The organism is Streptococcus sobrinus DSM 20742 = ATCC 33478 (genome assembly GCF_000686605.1).
Taxonomy (GTDB): Bacteria; Bacillota; Bacilli; order Lactobacillales; family Streptococcaceae; genus Streptococcus; species Streptococcus sobrinus.
This window is the reverse complement of record NZ_JMLC01000005.1, coordinates 56,585-72,914: the sequence shown is the minus strand read 5'-3', so window position 1 is coordinate 72,914 and position 16,330 is coordinate 56,585. Positions and strand designations below refer to the sequence as shown.

Genomic DNA, 16,330 nt, shown 5'->3' with positions numbered 1-16,330 from the left:
GCAAACGAGAAAAATAGGACATTGGTCCTAAAATGAGGTGGCGATGACGAAAAAGGCCCTAGAGTATTATTTAAACAAGTATCGACTGGACACGATTTTCCCTCAACCCTATATCAAACAACTCCAGCTCATGACCTATGATAAGGGGCAGGCCATCTGTCAACAAGGACAAGTTCTAGAGCATCTCTTTTATTTTATTGAGGGCCATATTAAGATTGTCCGCCGGCTTTTTAATGGTAAGGAGCATATCCTAGAAACCCAGAATCAGCCGACCCTAATTGGGGATATTGAGCTGATGAATGACCAGACTAGCGTGTCATCTGTCATTGCTCTTGAACCCAGCCTGATTATTCAACTGCCTCTGACCAATCGGGAAGAACTTTACCAAGATCCGCTCTTTCTCTACCAGATTGGCCGCCAATTGGCCCAAAAATTGGAGCAACAAAATATTATCTCTTCCACCAATATTTCCTATTCGGTCAAGGAGCGCTTGGCCACCTACATTCTAGCTCAGGAGACCCAAGGTGTCTTCCAGCTCCAACCCAGTGTCCTAGCTGATATTTTCGGGACTTCTTACCGCCACCTGAGTCGAGTGGCCAAGCAGTTACAGGATCAGAATATTATTGAAAAAATAGCTTTTAAGACTTACAAAATCGTCAACCGAGCCCAACTGGAAAAAACTAAGATTGAAGACTAGGGGGCCGGCCTTTCATTCTCCTTGCTTTCATGCTATACTGAATTCAAGCATAAATTTCTACAATTAAAGAGGTTTCACCATGTCACCACAAGAAAAAATTATTAAAGCCAGCCATCTGATTGATATGTCCGATATTATCCGCGAAGGCAACCCAACCCTGCGGGAAGTTGCCAAAGATGTGGAACTGCCACTTTCCGTTGAAGATATTATCCTAGGCGAAAAAATGATGCAATTTCTCAAGCACTCTCAGGACCCTGTTATGGCTGAAAAGATGGGCCTGCGCGGAGGCGTCGGTCTGGCTGCTCCGCAATTGGATATCTCCAAACGGATCATTGCTGTTTTAGTGCCTAATCCTGAAGATGAAGAAGGTAATCCCCCTGCTCAACCCTATAGCATGCAGGAAATCATGTATAATCCTCGGATTGTTTCTCACTCTGTTCAGGATGCTGCTCTAGCTGACGGTGAAGGCTGTCTGTCCGTTGACCGTGAAGTTCCCGGCTATGTGGTTCGTCACTCCCGAGTGACCGTCGAATATGTTGATAAAAATGGCGACAAGCAAAAAATCAAACTTCGGGGTTATAACTCTATGGTGGTCCAACACGAAATCGACCACACCAACGGCATCATGTTCTACGATCATATCAACGAAGACAACCCCTTCGAAATCAAGGAAGGTATGTTGATTATTCAATAAAAACAAGCTCTGACATCATAGTCAGGGCTTATTTTAGGCTCTATATTTATTTTTTACTCAATGAAAAAACGAAAAGGCATATCCGATTATTTCTCTGGCTTGTCTTTGATTCAACTTAAGGCAAACTGGAGAGAATTTGGTTTGCCTTTTTGAATAGCCAAATAAGCCGGCTGGGACAGAAGTCCTAGCTTGGTGACTTTTCCAATATTAACACTTTGACGCAGTGGTTGATTTGCGATGATGGGCTTGATGCTTTAGCATTTAGCCCACCACATACCAGCGAAGCGGCGGCATGATGTGGCAAAGTCATCTAGCTACTCAAAGCAGCTGATGACGCAGTAGGTGACTGCTGTCTTTGCTCCTGAGATAGTACAGCAGACAGCTAGTCACCCTTGCTGGGGTAGAGACTACGAAGGTTTTGACAACCGTCAAAGCCCTTCTGTCCTACTTCCTAACAGCAAGCACCATCGTGCTTGCTTAGCCACCTCACTAGCTACGGCAAAACTATAAGGTCAATTTTTGTCTCTGCATCGTGTCCAAGACATGCCAGTGAAACGGCGGTAAAGTACTTATCCCCTTTCAGGATAGGTCAAACAGTCTGGGAGACTGTTGGAGAAAACCAAGTCAACTGTGTGGGGGTGAGACTACGAAATTGGCGGCTTTGCCGTAGCAAGACTGTCTCACTCCCTTTCATTTAATCATCAAGATAAGATGCAATTATACGATAAAGACTGTCCACACCGGTCTTTTTTACTTGCGTAAATTCTCGGTCAGAATGGTTATGGTAGAGCAGTTCATCGACTAGGGCCGAGGTAAAATCAAAAACCACCAAGGAGAGGATTTTCAGTTTAGCATCCGACTTTTTCTCTTGATAATCCAAGAAACACTGGTAGGTTAGAGCTTTCATTTTTTCATTGTGCTCTTCCAGAAGAGCCTGAGCCTCAGGTACAGCATAGGCCAACATTTCCACTTGAGCATGGAACTTCTTATCCTCGGTTTGCAGGAGCTGGTCAATCAACCTGTTCAGCCAATCTTTAGGAGCTTGCTTGAATAGTTCCAGAGATTCCCAGCTACTCAATTCATCAAAGACCCAATCAACAAAGGCCTGATTATAGCGTTCTAGCAGGCTGGTCAGAATATCTTCTTTGCTGGCAAAATAGGAATAGAGAGTCCCCACAGAAAGGCCTGCAGTCTTGGCAATTTCATTGGTTGTCACATTAAAATAGACCTTTTCTGAAAACAGATCCTTGGCCGCCTTTAAAATCTTTTCCCGCTTTTCAATGCTTCTCTCCTGCCGAGGAGAGCGGACCTTCTTTTCTGCCATCGCTTATTCCCTCTATTGTAAAAATTAATCTAATTATAGCACATGAGCGAATAATTGGGATAAATCTCAAATAAATATGAGCAAAAACTCATGTTTATCTTGACAAGCTTCTCGGACAGGATTATAATGCAAAATAAATATGAGTATTAACTCATGTTTTATAAAAAGGAGGACACTATGACAAAAACAAAAAAGATGTTACTGACCCTAGCCATGTGTCTAGGTGTCTTTTTGGTAACACTGGATACCACCATCATGAATATTACCATCCCAGCTATCCAGAACAGCTTTAGTATCAGCCTTGACAAGCTATCTTGGGCTATCAATGTTTATACCATCATCTTTGCCAGCTTTACTATTCCCTTGAGTAAGTTGGCCGATATCTTTGGTAAAGGGCGTTTCTTCGTCCTGGGTTTGATTCTATTTGGCGGTGGTAGTCTGATTTCAGGCTTTTCAGCCGACTTTAACTGGCTTTTAGCGGGGCGCCTCATCGCTAGCTTCGGAGCTGCTATTCTCCTACCTGTCGGTAATACCCTAGGTATTTCAACCTGGTCGGTCAAGGACCGGGTCAAGGTGGTCGCTGCTCTTGGTCTGACCCAAGGTGGCGCTGCCGCTATTGGTCCTACCCTGGGTGGAGTGCTGACGGACAGCCTATCCTGGCACTGGATTTTCTTTGTCAATCTGCCCATTGTCCTGTTGGCCTTTCTTATCGTTCTTTTCTGCTATCACTTCCAAGGCGAAGAACGAATCCCAACCAAGATTGACTGGGTAGGCAGTCTCCTGTCTATGATTAGTCTATTCGCTGTTTCCCTAGGCATCATCAAGGTGCGGGACTGGGGCTTCTGGGATGGCAAGAGTCTGAGCTGTTTTGCCGTCTTCCTGCTGGCTCTCATCGCCTTTATCTTCCTAGAAAGACGGATTAAGCACCCAATGATTAAGCTGGAACTCTTTAAATTCCGTGAATTTTCAGCTTCCACCTTCATTGCCACAGTTGTGCAATTCTTCTACGTTGGTGTCCTCGTCATCCTGCCGACCTTTTTCACCAATATGCAGGGTAAGACGGAGCTTGATGCCGCTCTGATTTTGCTACCGATGTCCATCATCGTCTTTATCTTTGGCGGCCTGGGTAGTCTGCTCATCAATAAACTGGGCCCACGGATTTTGGTCTTAGTCGGTTTGGGTAGTATTCTGATTGCCTACATTTTGCTAGTCACCGTTGACCCCGCCAAGACTTGGGAAATGACTGCTGCTACGGTTATTCTTGGTATTGGCTTTGGGACTATCGCTGGTCCAGTCAATGTCCTAGCTGCCTCGAGCCTGCAAGGGGAGCTTCTGACCTCGTCCCAAAGTGTTCTAGGCGTCGTTCGGCAAATTGGCTCTGTTCTGGCCGTCTTGGTCTTCATCTCTATGGTGACCAACAACCTCAAAACTCTCCATACCTACACCCCAAGTACCATGACCGATGCCTACATCTCCATCTACAAGATTTGGATTCCTTTCATGGTCGCTATGCTGGTTTTGGCCCTGCTCTTTCCTAAGAGAAAAGATCGTTTGAAAGGAGTGGCTGATAAAAAATAACATTGAAAACTCCCTCTAGGACTAAATCTCTAGGGGGAGCTTGTTTATCTAAAAAATATGATTTCTAGCTTAATATGCCCTGTGGTTTTATAGTTCCCCATAATGCATAAACACCGAGAGCTGCACCTAAAGGGGGATATAGTGTTGCAATAGCTACAGGAATGGCGTCTTGCCAAGAAAAGCCTCCTTGAACCTCAGAAAGTTCACTCATATTGGCTGCTTCAAAATTGTCTAATGCTAATGTATCCATAACTTTTCTTCTCCTTTAACCTTTCAATCGATTTTATACGGCTGTAACGACTGGGACAGTAATAGCTTCTCCTGATAAGTAGGGTCTTGCTCTCAAAACTCCAATTCCATTGCCACGATAGACACCATCATCTAGATAACCACCATATAGCGTTCTACCAACAATTCGGCCCCCCCTGAAACTCTGACAAGTTTGTCTTATCTACTGTCTTAAAGTCTGCAAATGCTTTTGCATCTAAATTTATCATAATTGTCTCCTTTTCATTAGCTATCAAAATTTAATTAATAATAGGGAAATGGCGGCCAAATTCCTACCACCGGTGGATAAAACTTAGCTGGGTCTTTACCTAGTGAAATCTCTTCGTGACCAAGCTCAGTTAACCTTTTGGATCCATCTCCTTGAATCTTTGATAATCTTTTAGAACTTACTGTCTCAAAACTATAAAGAACTGGTTGATTTAATATCTTTGCCATCAGATACTTTCCCTTCTGTTTCGGCCATGCCAGAAGATTTACGAATCTCATACTAGTATTGACTTTCTTTAATTATCAGGGAGAAGTATCTTACCCAAGAGTATTAGAAAATTGATTACTCAGGACTTTATCTGTTTCTCCTATTTAATTTAAGATAAACTCATTGGTAGGTGCATCAGCGATCGCCGAAGCTCCCACCACCTCCTCCTCCTGAAAATCCACCTTTATAAAGATTTCCAAATGCTCGAGCTAGGCTCAGTCCCCAATCATAACCAATAACGATACTTCCACCGATTTGTTTAGACAAATCTATGGTTTGAACAGATTCAAATTTATCAAATACATTTGATTCCATATAGTTCGTCCTTTCATTTTTATGTTTGTTATACTATCACTTATACTTTTCTTAATTAAGGATTCCAACAGGCTTTTGATTAGAATGTTAAGATATTGCAAAAATTACGCAAAAGTTCTGTTGATTTTTATTTGGTTTTCCCTGACTCCTGTAAAAATAGGTTGAATCACTATTTTTTCAATCTCCGTAAGATTTCTCAGGAGGGTAAAATCTTGATTTTTCTCTTCTTAAAATTTGCAGGAAAATTTCTAGCTCTCTTGCTTTCTCCTCTCACTTTCGTTAAACTAGTAGGCAGTTGCCGGCTACGCTGGATTAAGAAATTGGATTGGAGGGGTCTCATGAAAACCCTACTAAATAAACTTAAATGGATTGCTCTTGCCTTTGCATTCCTTGCACTTGATTTCTTCGCTCAGGCTTTATTTGTCATCAAAAAGGATTTATCAAATACTGGTACTGCCATCATCGCTAGTCTGGGCTTGACTGCCTTTGCTGCTCTAGCTTGGTTCCTCCTTTGGCTATTAAAAGAACCACTCAACTTTAAGAAGATTCGCTGGGGCATGTATGGTCTATATGTCGGCTTGGGTGTCCCTATCCTTTTTGCCATTAAGTCTATCGGCGGTATCGTGCTGATGCTGATGAGTAACACAAGCACCTCTGCTAATCAGGCTGCCATTGATAACCTAGGTATGCCCATCTATCTCTATTTTGTCTTTGCTTGTGTCTTTGCCCCGATTTTTGAAGAAGCTATTTTCCGCAAGTGCCTCTTTGAAAAGCTCTTTGGCTTTGAGGGTTGGCAAAAATGGCTGGGCTGGATTGGCACATCCATCCTCTTTGGTTTTATCCACCTCTATAGCAGCCCTTCCAACCTCCTATCTCCAGGTCTCTGGATTATCTATGGGGGCATGGGCCTTGCGATTGGTTTTGTAACCATGATGAATAAGCGGATTGAATTTGGCTACAGCCTCCATGTCTTTAACAACCTTATCGCCGTTCTCTTTACCTTCCTTATGCAACTGCTCACCCATTAATTAAATGGAAGGTAACCTTCTAAAATTATAAAAAGTCCTAGCTCTGGAAAAGTCCCAGTAGCCCGACCAAACGAAAACTCCTCAAGCTTATTCTGAGCCTGAGGAGTTTCTTATGCTTTAATCTTATTATTATTCAGCTGTAACTGCCAAAAATGCTTCTGCTTGCTTTTGGAGTTGGGCAAGGGTTGCTTCGTCAGCGACGAATTTGCCATCAGCCCAAGCGGAATCGTTGACACGAGAGGTGGTTACCTCATCAACGAAGTTGGTCCGAATGAATGGCAGGAGGTGGCGGTAGATTTCTGCTGCTTGGTCGGTACCACCGTTAGCTACGAGGGAAACAGTTGTGACCTTGGAGTCAATGGCTGATTTACCAGTTGTATCTGACAAATCTTTAGCACGGGACAACCAGTCCAAGAGGTTCTTGACAGAGCCTGGAATTGAGAAGTTGTAGACAGGCGAGAAAATCCAGATGGCGTCTGCCGCTTCGACAGCATCACGCACAGCCTGAACGGCTGGTAAAACAGGTGTTTCTAAATCTTGGTTCATGATTGGAACTTGTCCCCAGTCAAGGTAAGACACATTAGCTTTTCCAGCCAAGACTTGTTCAGCTTGTTTAGCCATTTGGCCGTTGAATGAGCCTTCACGAAGGGAACCGACGATAAAAAGAATATTTTTCATATTTTTTTCTTCCTTTTTAAATAGGTCTTGAATTGTAGTAATGAATGACATCATAACTCCTTTTAGTTATTACTATGTAGCAATAATATCATCAAACTAAAAGACTGTACAGCAATATGCTCAGTCCTTATTGCCTAGGGTTTTGAACTTTTTCAGAAGCTCAATCAATTGCTTTTGTTCATCTTCAGTTAAGACGCTGAAAGCCTCTTCCACCGCTTCAATATGAGCTGGTAGGGCTTTTTCAATCAGTTGACGGCCGGCACCCGTAATTGAGATGATGTAGGCACGATGATCTTTCTTACTAACTGTACGTTTGACCCAACCGTTTTTTTCCATATTCTTGATGACAATGGTCATGTTCCCAGATGTTGATAAGATACTAGCAATGAGGTCGCCAATTCTCATGGGACCCTTGGCTTGAAGCACATCCAAAACACTAAATTGAGCCGGTGTTAAATCGAAGTCACGGAATGTCGCTGAAACTCTACTATCAATGGTGCGGAAAGCCTTACGCATAACCACCATACTCTTGACGGCAGAATTCTTGAATTCTGTCATATTGCGATCTCCTTATTGATAAACTTAGTAGTAACTGCCTGCATGTCAGAAGTATAATTCTAACAGCATTAGGTACCTAAATTATTCTGTCATTCTTTCCTACCAATGCGACCTAACTGGTTCATTGTAACACTAAACTCTTAAGCTAACAAGAAATTCACCCTCCGTAGGCAAGATTCACCGCTGAAGCTCAGATTGCCTGTGAAACTATACTTAATTTAGTGCCAGCTCTTATCATCTAGTCCTTCCTATTTTGTTTGGAAGTTAGTTCTCACTACTACTTAAACTTGCGTCAATGCCTCTAATACTCATTAATTTTAAAAGTTTCATTTCTGCTATTTTCTTCGTTTCTAAGTTTCTAGGCTCAGACCTAAAATAGTCCACTGGACTATTTTAGTAGCTAGTGCGAACAGCCAAAGAGATTATCCAGTGGACGATTTCTTGAAACCACAAGGATACAAAGCTGTTAAGCACCAAAAACGATGAATTTTTCTTATACTAATTTTCAGTTTTGATTTTAACTCGGTATAACCCCCCCCCAGCAATCGCTATGAAATGTAGAAAAACAGCTAGTCTAAGCTAGCTGTTCTAATAGTTTATTAGGCCCGTCTATTTCTTTGAGAACAGGGCCTTACTTAGTAAAATTGTCCCACAAACGGCTACGGTTGCCACCAAGGCCTGCTTGCCAGAGAATTCTAAACGATAGTCGAAATGTTCATCCTTGGACTGATCGTCCCATTTAATCGTTAATTCTATAGTTTTCCTTTCGATAAGATACGGAGCCGTTAAGCACTACAAAGGAAAATAGGAAATCAGTCGTAAAAGCTAATCAAGCTTCAAGACGGATTTATCTTTTTCCACCGTGGTGTAGGCGAATTCAATTCTTAGGTTAGGTGACATAGCAAGAGAGGCTATAGCACCCAGATTGCTGAGTTCCAGGCAGAGCCATTGATTTTCTAGCTCTATTTCAGATAGCTTTTGCTATCAGAAGAAGTCGTCAAATAATGATAATTGGTTGTCTTCTGGCATATTGCCCAAGATTCCCATGTCGTCCATTTTTTCGACCAAGGTGGCTGAGATGCCGCCGCGCTTACGGAGTTCGGTTTTGGAGAGGAACTCGCCGTCTGCTCGGCTGGCAACGATTTGCTTGGCGACATTTTCACCCAGACCATCCATGGCCACAAAAGGCGGAATCAGGGTATCCCCCTCAATCTTGAACTCAGTTGCCTCACTGTTATAGAGATCCAGCTGGCCAAATTTATAGCCTCGCTCCAGCATTTCATTGACAATTTCCAGAGTGGTGTAGAGGTCAATTTCAACGTTGGAGGCCTCATTGTTCTTCCGCTTATTGGCAATGTCTTCTAAGCGGGCCTTGACAGCATCCAAGCCGGCACTCATGGTTCCCAGTTCAAAGGCCTTGGCCCGAATGGAGAAGTAGGCACAGTAGTAATAAATGGGGTGGTGAACCTTGAAATAGGCCACCCGCAGGGCCATCATTACGTAGGCCGCTGCATGGGCCTTAGGGAACATGTACTTGATTTTTCCACAGGATTCGATGTACCAGTCAGGCACATTATTGTCGTGCATGGCCTGAATATAGCCATTGCGTTCCTCTTCAGAAATTTTAAGCCACATGCCCTTACGTACCCTCTCCATAATGGTGAAGGCCATCTTGGGTTCTAGACCAGCGTGCATGAGGTAGACCATGATATCATCCCGACAGCCGATAACGGTTTTCAGGGTAGCAATACCTTCTTTAATCAAGTCCTGAGCATTGCCCAGCCAAACATCGGTACCATGGGAAAGGCCTGAGAGCTGGAGCAATTCAGCAAAGGTAGTTGGGTGGGTCTCATTAACCATGCCCCGAACAAAGTTGGTCCCAAATTCAGGGATTCCCAGCATACCAGTCGGTGTCCCAATCCGTTCCTCAGTCACGCCCAGAACATCGGTGCCAGAGAAGAGTTTCATGACATCAGGATCATCGGCGGGAATTTGACTAGGGTCAATGCCTGATAGGTCCTGGAGCTTACGAATCATGGTGGGGTCATCATGGCCCAGAATGTCGAGCTTGAGGACATTTTCGTCAATATCGTGGAAGTTAAAGTGGGTGGTCTGCCAAGTGGCCGTCGTGTCGTCGGCCGGATATTGGACAGGGGTGAAGTCGTAAACATCCATATAGTTGGGAATAACAACGATACCGCCTGGGTGCTGACCGGTCGAGCGTTTGACACCGGCGGAACCCATAGCTAGGCGGTCAACCTCGGCATCACGGTAGAATTTATTGTAATCCCTCTCATAGCCCTTGACGAAACCGTAGGCTGTCTTTTCCGCGACAGTACCAACGGTTCCGGCCCGAAAAGCGTATTCCTCCCCGAAAATATCGCGGACATCCAAGTGGGCAGAGGGTTGGTCATCCCCAGAAAAGTTGAGATCAATATCGGGAACCTTGTCGCCGTCGAAACCAAGGAAGGTTTCAAAGGGAATATCGTGGCCATCCTTGGTCAACTTGTGACCACACTTAGGGCAGTCCTTGTCTGGCAAGTCAAAGCCCGACCCAACCGAACCATCGGCGATAAATTCAGAATACTGACATTCTGGACAAACATAGTGGGGGGGCATAGGGTTAACTTCGGTAATCCCAATCATGGTGGCGACAAAACTGGAGCCAACAGACCCCCGCGAGCCAACCAGATACCCCCGCTTATTGGAGCGGTCAACCAGCATCTGGGAGGCCAGATAAATCACGGCGAAACCATTCCCCAAAATCGAGGTCAGCTCCTTCTCAATCCGTCGGTCGATAATATCCGGCAGAGGATTACCGTAGATTTCAAAGGCTCTGGCATAGGTCTTCTCGGCAACCGTTTCTTCAGCCTTGTCAATATAAGGGGTGTAGAGGTCGGTTTTGACCACTTCTACCTCTTCAAACCGCTCCGCAAATTTTTGCGTGTTGGTAACGACGATTTCATAGGCTAAATCCTGGCCCAGAAAGGCGAAGTCATCCAGCATTTCATTGGTGGTGCGGAAATGAGCATCAGGTAGGGGAGCTGGCTTGGCAGCTTCCCCACGGCCGATTGGCCGGTTGATGATAGCACCTGGCCCCAGACTGCGGACAATGATTTCCCGATAGAGCTGGTCTTCTGGCTCTAGGTAGTGGACATCACCGGTTGCCAGAACTGGCTTATTGAGCTTGCGGCCAAGCTCAATTAGGTCACGGATAACCTGCTGAATTCCTTCTTCATCCGGAATCAATTCACGGGCAACCAGAGGACGATAGATGGCAGGTGGCATAACCTCGATAAAGTCATAATACTTGGCCACTTCTAGAGCCTTATCGACTCCATGAGAAAGGACGGCATCAAAGACTTCCCCTTCTGAGCAGGCCGACCCTAGGAGAAGGCCCTCTCTGTACTGATCCAGCACTGTTCTTGGAATCCGAGCCACGCCCTCAAAATATTTGACATTGGAGAGGCTGACCAGCTTGAAGATATTCTTGAGGCCGGTCTGATTTTGCACATAGATAGTGGCATGCTTGACCCGAGCCTTCTTGTAGGAATCCTCAGAGACCAACTTGGTATTGAGGTCGGCCAAATCAGTAATGCCACGGTTTTCCCTAGCCTCCTTGATAAAGATAAAGAGGAGGCGACCCGTTGCTTCCGCATCGTAATTGGCCATGTGGTGGTGGTCCAGAGCAACTTGGAAACGCTTGGTCAAGGGACCCAGACCGTGCCGCTTGTACTCAGGATAGAGGTTGCGGGCAAATTCTAGGGTATCAATAACCGGCTGGGTAATCAAGGGCAGGTCGTGGCGTTCGTAGTTGGCATTCATGAAGCCCACGTCAAAGGTGGCATTGTGAGCGACCAGAACTGTATCCTGACAAAACTCTTGGAATTCTTGCAGAACCTGTAAGAGCGGTTTAGCATCCTTGAGGTGGTTGTCGGTAATTCCTGTCAAATCCGTGGTGAATTGGCTCAGAGGATGACCGGGATTGATAAATTCATCGAACTGGTCGACGATATTACCCTTGTGCATCTTGGAGGCCGCAATCTGAATCAGAGAATTGTTAACGGCAGAGAGACCTGTCGTTTCTACGTCAAAGACGACATAGGTCGCTTCGTGGAGGTCCATGGGGACTTCATTGTAGGTGATGGGCACCCGGTCCTCAACAATATTAGCTTCTAGGCCAAAGATAGCCTTGATACCAGCCTTTTTGGCCCGATGGTAGCCATGGGGGAAGCTCTGCACATTGGCGTGGTCAGTGATGGCAATGGCAGGGTGGCCCCAGCTTGCCGCCTTATCAATCAGCTCTTCAACTGTCGGCAGGGCATCCATGGTGGACATATTAGTATGAGCGTGAAATTCGACCCGCTTCTGCCCTTCAGGCATGAGGTCCTTTCTGGTCTTGTGGACGATTTCCTTGACGTCCTGGACATTCATGGTCAGACTCTTGGTCCATTGATTATTTTCAATATTACCGCGAACTCTCAGCCAAGCTCCCTTGGCAATCATATCGTATTTTTTGAGGTCATTATCATCTTTGGCCCACTTCTGCATGGCAAAGGATGAGGTGTAGTCGGTCATCTTAAAACTGATGATGTGACGGCCGGTTCTGGTCGTCCGCCGTTCTACATCGAAAACCATACCCTCAAAGACAATCCGATTTTCCTCGGTCTCAATTTCAACCATGGGCGTGATTTCTGCCTTTTCAAAGCCGGCTTGTCGCTTGGCGGCTCGCTCCTTGTAGTCAAACTTGGGGGCAGGAGCTGACTCTTCTTGAGCAGGCATGGAAGCTTCCAAGGAAGCGACAGCCTGAGCATTCTCTTCTTGGGCTTGTTCAATTTTCTTATCACGACCACTCTCAAAGGATTGCCTTGCCTCCTGGGTCATGCCTTCATCTGCTTCAATGGCAAAGGAAACCTGACCAAAACCAAACTGGACAAATTGTTGTTCCAACTTGGGCAGGTGATTTTGTTTGAAATGGTCATTGTCCAAAAAGCCCGGAGCATGGATGATAATCTGCTCCTTGGTTTGGTCATAGGAAACATTCAAGTGAGAAAAGGTTGAGCGGAAGCTGGCGCTGGAGCATAAGGCATGGTTGAAACTTTCGGCATAATAGGCCTGTAGTAAGTCAGCATCAGAAAAATCGACTGACCCAGCTTCAATAGCAAAAGTTGCCTTGATGTCTGCCTCCTTAAAGGTCGAGACTAGGCGGTAGGCTAGTTCCTGGTAGAGACCAATCGGTAAAATTTGGTCAAAACTAAAGTGAAAGTCCCACTGGCGACTGAGGGCATGGACCTTGACCTCCTTGATGTCAGCAGATGAAAAGGCCTGAGACTGTCTCATCTCAAGCGGCATTTCAATCTGTTCCATCAATTTTTTAAATAGTTCTGACATGACTAGCTCCCATTTTTCTTGAAGATTGACCCAGAGTGCTTAGGTCATTAAGCCCAGTCAAAGCAGGGGTTTATCAGACCTTATCATACTCATTTAAAATCAAAACTTACACTTTGGTATTTTCTAACGTAGCAAGTTCATCAGTGTTTAAAAATCACTGATGAACTACGGTAATCGCTATGGCGACTTACCTAGCTACTTTACTAATTCCCTTTTCAAATAATATCGATTTTGAAAAGGGAATGTCGTTTAAAAGTGCGGACGCAAGCAAACTCCTGGCAAGATACAGAGCCGTTAAGCGCCACAAAGGATTAAAAAGGTCTGGGAGACCTTTTTTACCCGAACTCGAAAATAGGAAGGCGAGGCAGGAAATCTGACGAAGGAGCTAACAGAGCTCCAAGGCAGATTTATACCTCAAGGTAGCCGCGGCTGTAGATTGACTAAAGTCAAAACAGCCACCTCTCTTTTTCCACAGTGGTGTAGGCGAGTTCAATTCCGGAATTTCATTACGACACGAGGTTAGCCCAGCCGATTTTACTGGCCTAACCAAGTTAATCAGGGGGCTAGTCAATCGCTATAGAGATTGGCGTTAGACAGCGCTACTTTAGTGGCTGATGTCTTTGCCCCGTGATAAATTTTGAGCCCCTTCGCTCTCTAGTTTTTAAGCTCAGGCAGATTTAGTCCGGTGGACTAAATCTCTCTCGAAAATTTCTGTTATTAACAACAGAGTAGATATTGCTAATAATACCACTTTGACGAAAGTATCCATTTCCCTTGCATCATTGGCTAAAGAACTAGACCCTTTCTGCCAGATAGGACCACACTAGTACCATAAGTATCAGATTTTAAATTCTAAGGAGTATCAAGAAAACTCCCGAGTCAATTAACCCTCTTATTATAGCATATTTGACCCATAAATTCCCTTAGACGAAGCCAAAAGAAAAGACCGGAAATATCTTCCAGTCTCTTCTAAATGAAGCGGTTGTTTCAGTTGGGGGCCAGCCAAGCAGAGACACCATTTTACTTACGCTTTTTGCCTTTTTTCTTTTTGGCTTTCGATTTAGACTTTGGCTTCTTAGAGCTTGAATGGCTGCCCTTGTTTGGCTTAGTTTCTGACTTCTCAGTCTTGGTCGCTGACTCTTTTGACTTGTCGCCGTCTTTCTTACTTTGTGACTTGCTAGCTTCTGGCTTAGCTGAAGACTTAGCCGTATTGTCGGCGCCATTTTTAGCTTGTGACTCGGAGTCTTGAGACTTCTTAGCAGACTTTTCTGGCTTTTTATCTTGGGAAGTCTTCTTATCGGCCTTGGCCTTAGATTTCTTCTTAGGCTTCTTGGCTTCTTTTCCCTCACGTTCTTGACGTTTCTTAGCTACCTTTTCCCGACGCTTTTCTTCACGTTCCTTCTTGGCATCCAACTTCTTGGCCATTTTTTCATCATGAGCCTTTTTCTTATCAGCCTTACGCTCAGCAACTCGACCATTGTAGTCAGCCATAGTCTTGTCAGCTTCTAACTTGGCATCTGCTAATTTTTCTTCCAATTGAGCAATTTCTTCCGGTTGTTCTTGATGAATCAAATCCTCATAGAAAGCCGCCTGAGTCGTGGTCACGTAAGGTACTAAAATAGCTAAGCCAAGGATATAGAGAGCTAGACAGAAGATTGCCCAGCCAATCTGATGACTGACAAAAAGAGCAACCGCTAGTCCACAAAAGGCAATCGGTACTAGAGCCCAACCTAGGAAACTCAAAATGAGAATGAAATAGTCTTTCTTGTGGCCTTCCATCAGAATTTTACTCTTGGTGATGGCGGAGGTCGTCGTGATTCCCTTACCAGTCTCCATATCATCCTTAAGAATGAAGAGGCCTTGAGAATAAGCCATAGCCTTCATATAACCAGGGATAATCAAGAGCACCATCCAAAGGAGGATATAGATAACTGTCATGAGAACAACACCAAAGATACTATCAAAGCGCTGTTCTTTGAAGGCATAGGTGGCAGCTTCCCTAAAGGATTGCTTACGTCCCCGAATCAAATCTAGATAGGCATAGGTAGCACCTGCGCTAATACCGATTGAGGCAAAGAAGGTGAAGAGAGCTAGCATCAAGAAAGCCATCACGATAAAAATCAGTACAACATTGGATGAGGCTGTAAAGTCAGCTGTTGCAGCCTTCCAAACTAGACTAATCACGCCCAGCAAAATGCCAAAGACCACAATTAGGACTAGGGTCGGTACCCAGAGGACACCCACAGCCCAAGGCCAATTCCCTCGTAGAGCAGTCTTGGCTTGCTCTTTTAGTTCATTTCTTGTTTTCACAATATGCTCCTTTATCGCATTTCTAGTCAAAAAATTATGAATACTACTATTCTATTACGCTTAGCAAGGCTTGTCAATGTAAAAAAGTCGCCCCTTACAATGAAAAGGCGATAAGCTTTAGGCTGAAGCTAATCTCAGCACACTATTTTTCTGAAATTTTATGAAAACGGAGTGAAACTAAAGTTGCCACCAGGACTTTTATCGTGTCGCCTGGAATAAAGGCTAGACTACTAGACACCACCGCTGTAAAGAGTGGCATACCAGTATAAAATGCCAAATATAGCCCTCCTAGCAGGTCAACAAGGAAGACTCCGGCTAGCCAGATGACGATAAATCTGGCTAGCGCTCCTCCTTTGGGTAGATGGGTGACTCCCCAACTAATCAGCAGAGGAACAAAGAGCCAAGCCCAGACATAGCCAGCTGTCGGGCCAATCAAAACTTTAATGGTCGTAGAAAAACCAGAAAAAGCGGGGATGACCAAGCCGACTAAAAAGAGCAGAAGGACAGATAGGCTCCCCTTTTTCCCGCCTAGCAGGCAACCTGCTAACATGACCCCAAGGTTTTGTAAGACAATTGGAACAGGGATAAAGCCTAGAGGAATGGCTGGAACATAACTGAGGGCGACCAGCAGTGTCGTCATCATGGCAACGGAAACAAGATCTTTGGTTTTCATTAGAATCCCTTTCTTAGTTAAAGTATATCTCACTATGCCGCGAACATTTAGGGTTAAAAGAATGGTGGCAGGATGGGCAGCCCCCCTTGTGATAGTCCTGCCAATCTATGAGCGTCCGACAAGCACCGCAAAGGATTATCTTGGATTTCGTCTTATCTAAAGCCTTAAAAGAATGGTCGCAGATGGCATCATGGCAGCGGTAACAGGCATAAAAAGCCTGACAGGAACCACACTTTAAGGCGACAATATCATTGGAACCATGGTAATGGCTGCAACGACCCGCCTCATCCAAGTCTAGGCCTAAAATCTTTAGCATAGCTT

General features: G+C 44.7%; 14 protein-coding genes and 1 pseudogene. 4 read left to right on the top strand and 11 right to left on the bottom strand.

What is annotated here, in order from left to right:
• Window positions 1-43 precede the first annotated feature (43 nt).
• Both BS63_RS0103665 and def read left to right on the top strand, forming a co-directional pair.
• The gene (locus BS63_RS0103665) at window positions 44-697 is read left to right on the top strand and encodes a Crp/Fnr family transcriptional regulator (protein WP_002998926.1); all 654 of its coding nucleotides are present in this window, start codon (window positions 44-46) and stop codon (window positions 695-697) included.
• A 79-nt stretch (window positions 698-776) separates the two neighbouring features.
• Window positions 777-1,391: a peptide deformylase gene (gene def / locus BS63_RS0103660; RefSeq protein ID WP_002961664.1), complete on the top strand. Its 615-nt coding sequence runs from the start codon at window positions 777-779 to the stop codon at window positions 1,389-1,391.
• 694 nt (window positions 1,392-2,085) lie between these two features.
• Here def and BS63_RS0103655 read toward each other — a convergent pair.
• The gene (locus BS63_RS0103655; RefSeq protein WP_002962877.1) at window positions 2,086-2,715 is read right to left on the bottom strand and encodes a TetR/AcrR family transcriptional regulator; all 630 of its coding nucleotides are present in this window, start codon (window positions 2,713-2,715) and stop codon (window positions 2,086-2,088) included.
• Window positions 2,716-2,892: 177 nt separating this feature from the next.
• Here BS63_RS0103655 and BS63_RS0103650 point away from each other — a divergent pair, with 177 nt between their 5' ends.
• A complete protein-coding gene (locus BS63_RS0103650) occupies window positions 2,893-4,293 on the top strand; it encodes an MFS transporter (RefSeq protein ID WP_002962875.1) in 1,401 nt (466 codons plus the stop codon).
• Window positions 4,294-4,357: 64 nt separating this feature from the next.
• On the opposite strand, the gene BS63_RS0103645 is transcribed toward BS63_RS0103650, so the two are convergent.
• The 4 genes and pseudogenes from BS63_RS0103645 to BS63_RS0103630 all read right to left on the bottom strand — a co-directional run bounded on the left by BS63_RS0103645 (window position 4,358) and on the right by BS63_RS0103630 (window position 5,371).
• On the bottom strand, window positions 4,358-4,543 hold the full coding sequence (locus BS63_RS0103645; RefSeq protein ID WP_002962873.1) for a hypothetical protein: 186 nt from the start codon (window positions 4,541-4,543) through the stop codon (window positions 4,358-4,360).
• A 33-nt stretch (window positions 4,544-4,576) separates the two neighbouring features.
• Window positions 4,577-4,790: pseudogene (locus BS63_RS1000000111720) on the bottom strand (hypothetical protein).
• Between the two features lie 34 nt (window positions 4,791-4,824).
• Window positions 4,825-5,067 carry a hypothetical protein gene (locus tag BS63_RS0103635; RefSeq protein WP_002962872.1) on the bottom strand — a complete coding sequence of 81 codons (243 nt, stop codon included), beginning with the start codon at window positions 5,065-5,067 and terminating at the stop codon, window positions 4,825-4,827.
• Between the two features lie 124 nt (window positions 5,068-5,191).
• Window positions 5,192-5,371, bottom strand: a complete 180-nt coding sequence (locus BS63_RS0103630; RefSeq protein WP_028798441.1) for a hypothetical protein — start codon at window positions 5,369-5,371, stop codon at window positions 5,192-5,194.
• 338 nt (window positions 5,372-5,709) lie between these two features.
• Between BS63_RS0103630 and BS63_RS0103625 the strand changes: the two genes are divergently transcribed.
• Entirely contained in the window at window positions 5,710-6,399 is a 690-nt protein-coding gene (locus tag BS63_RS0103625) for a CPBP family intramembrane glutamic endopeptidase (protein WP_019770984.1), read from the top strand.
• 129 nt (window positions 6,400-6,528) lie between these two features.
• On the opposite strand, the gene BS63_RS0103620 is transcribed toward BS63_RS0103625, so the two are convergent.
• From BS63_RS0103620 to BS63_RS1000000111710, 6 genes are all read right to left on the bottom strand, one after another.
• Window positions 6,529-7,077 (bottom strand): NADPH-dependent FMN reductase, encoded by a 549-nt coding sequence (locus tag BS63_RS0103620; protein ID WP_032798546.1) that lies wholly within the window; start codon window positions 7,075-7,077, stop codon window positions 6,529-6,531.
• A 120-nt stretch (window positions 7,078-7,197) separates the two neighbouring features.
• Entirely contained in the window at window positions 7,198-7,635 is a 438-nt protein-coding gene (locus tag BS63_RS0103615) for a MarR family winged helix-turn-helix transcriptional regulator (protein WP_002962869.1), read from the bottom strand.
• 984 nt (window positions 7,636-8,619) lie between these two features.
• Window positions 8,620-13,026: a PolC-type DNA polymerase III gene (locus BS63_RS0103605; protein WP_002962868.1), complete on the bottom strand. Its 4,407-nt coding sequence runs from the start codon at window positions 13,024-13,026 to the stop codon at window positions 8,620-8,622.
• A gap of 1,020 nt (window positions 13,027-14,046) precedes the next feature.
• On the bottom strand, window positions 14,047-15,336 hold the full coding sequence (locus BS63_RS0103600) for a DUF975 family protein (RefSeq protein ID WP_002962582.1): 1,290 nt from the start codon (window positions 15,334-15,336) through the stop codon (window positions 14,047-14,049).
• Window positions 15,337-15,478: 142 nt separating this feature from the next.
• Complete coding sequence (locus BS63_RS0103595) at window positions 15,479-16,009, bottom strand: biotin transporter BioY (protein ID WP_002962584.1); 531 nt, start codon at window positions 16,007-16,009, stop codon at window positions 15,479-15,481.
• A 13-nt stretch (window positions 16,010-16,022) separates the two neighbouring features.
• Window positions 16,023-16,325, bottom strand: a complete 303-nt coding sequence (locus tag BS63_RS1000000111710; RefSeq protein ID WP_002962586.1) for a CHY zinc finger protein — start codon at window positions 16,323-16,325, stop codon at window positions 16,023-16,025.
• Window positions 16,326-16,330: the final 5 nt, after the last annotated feature.

Excerpts from the sequence above, each read along its gene's own strand:
- BS63_RS0103665 (WP_002998926.1), top strand. The coding sequence starts at position 44 with ATGACGAAAAAGGCCCTAGAGTATTATTTAAACAAGTATCGACTGGAC.
- def (WP_002961664.1), top strand. The coding sequence starts at position 777 with ATGTCACCACAAGAAAAAATTATTAAAGCCAGCCATCTGATTGATATG.
- BS63_RS0103655 (WP_002962877.1), bottom strand. The coding sequence starts at position 2,715 with ATGGCAGAAAAGAAGGTCCGCTCTCCTCGGCAGGAGAGAAGCATTGAA.
- BS63_RS0103650 (WP_002962875.1), top strand. The coding sequence starts at position 2,893 with ATGACAAAAACAAAAAAGATGTTACTGACCCTAGCCATGTGTCTAGGT.
- BS63_RS0103645 (WP_002962873.1), bottom strand. The coding sequence starts at position 4,543 with ATGGATACATTAGCATTAGACAATTTTGAAGCAGCCAATATGAGTGAA.
- BS63_RS0103635 (WP_002962872.1), bottom strand. The coding sequence starts at position 5,067 with ATGAGATTCGTAAATCTTCTGGCATGGCCGAAACAGAAGGGAAAGTAT.
- BS63_RS0103630 (WP_028798441.1), bottom strand. The coding sequence starts at position 5,371 with ATGGAATCAAATGTATTTGATAAATTTGAATCTGTTCAAACCATAGAT.
- BS63_RS0103625 (WP_019770984.1), top strand. The coding sequence starts at position 5,710 with ATGAAAACCCTACTAAATAAACTTAAATGGATTGCTCTTGCCTTTGCA.
- BS63_RS0103620 (WP_032798546.1), bottom strand. The coding sequence starts at position 7,077 with ATGAAAAATATTCTTTTTATCGTCGGTTCCCTTCGTGAAGGCTCATTC.
- BS63_RS0103615 (WP_002962869.1), bottom strand. The coding sequence starts at position 7,635 with ATGACAGAATTCAAGAATTCTGCCGTCAAGAGTATGGTGGTTATGCGT.
- BS63_RS0103605 (WP_002962868.1), bottom strand. The coding sequence starts at position 13,026 with ATGTCAGAACTATTTAAAAAATTGATGGAACAGATTGAAATGCCGCTT.
- BS63_RS0103595 (WP_002962584.1), bottom strand. The coding sequence starts at position 16,009 with ATGAAAACCAAAGATCTTGTTTCCGTTGCCATGATGACGACACTGCTG.
- BS63_RS1000000111710 (WP_002962586.1), bottom strand. The coding sequence starts at position 16,325 with ATGCTAAAGATTTTAGGCCTAGACTTGGATGAGGCGGGTCGTTGCAGC.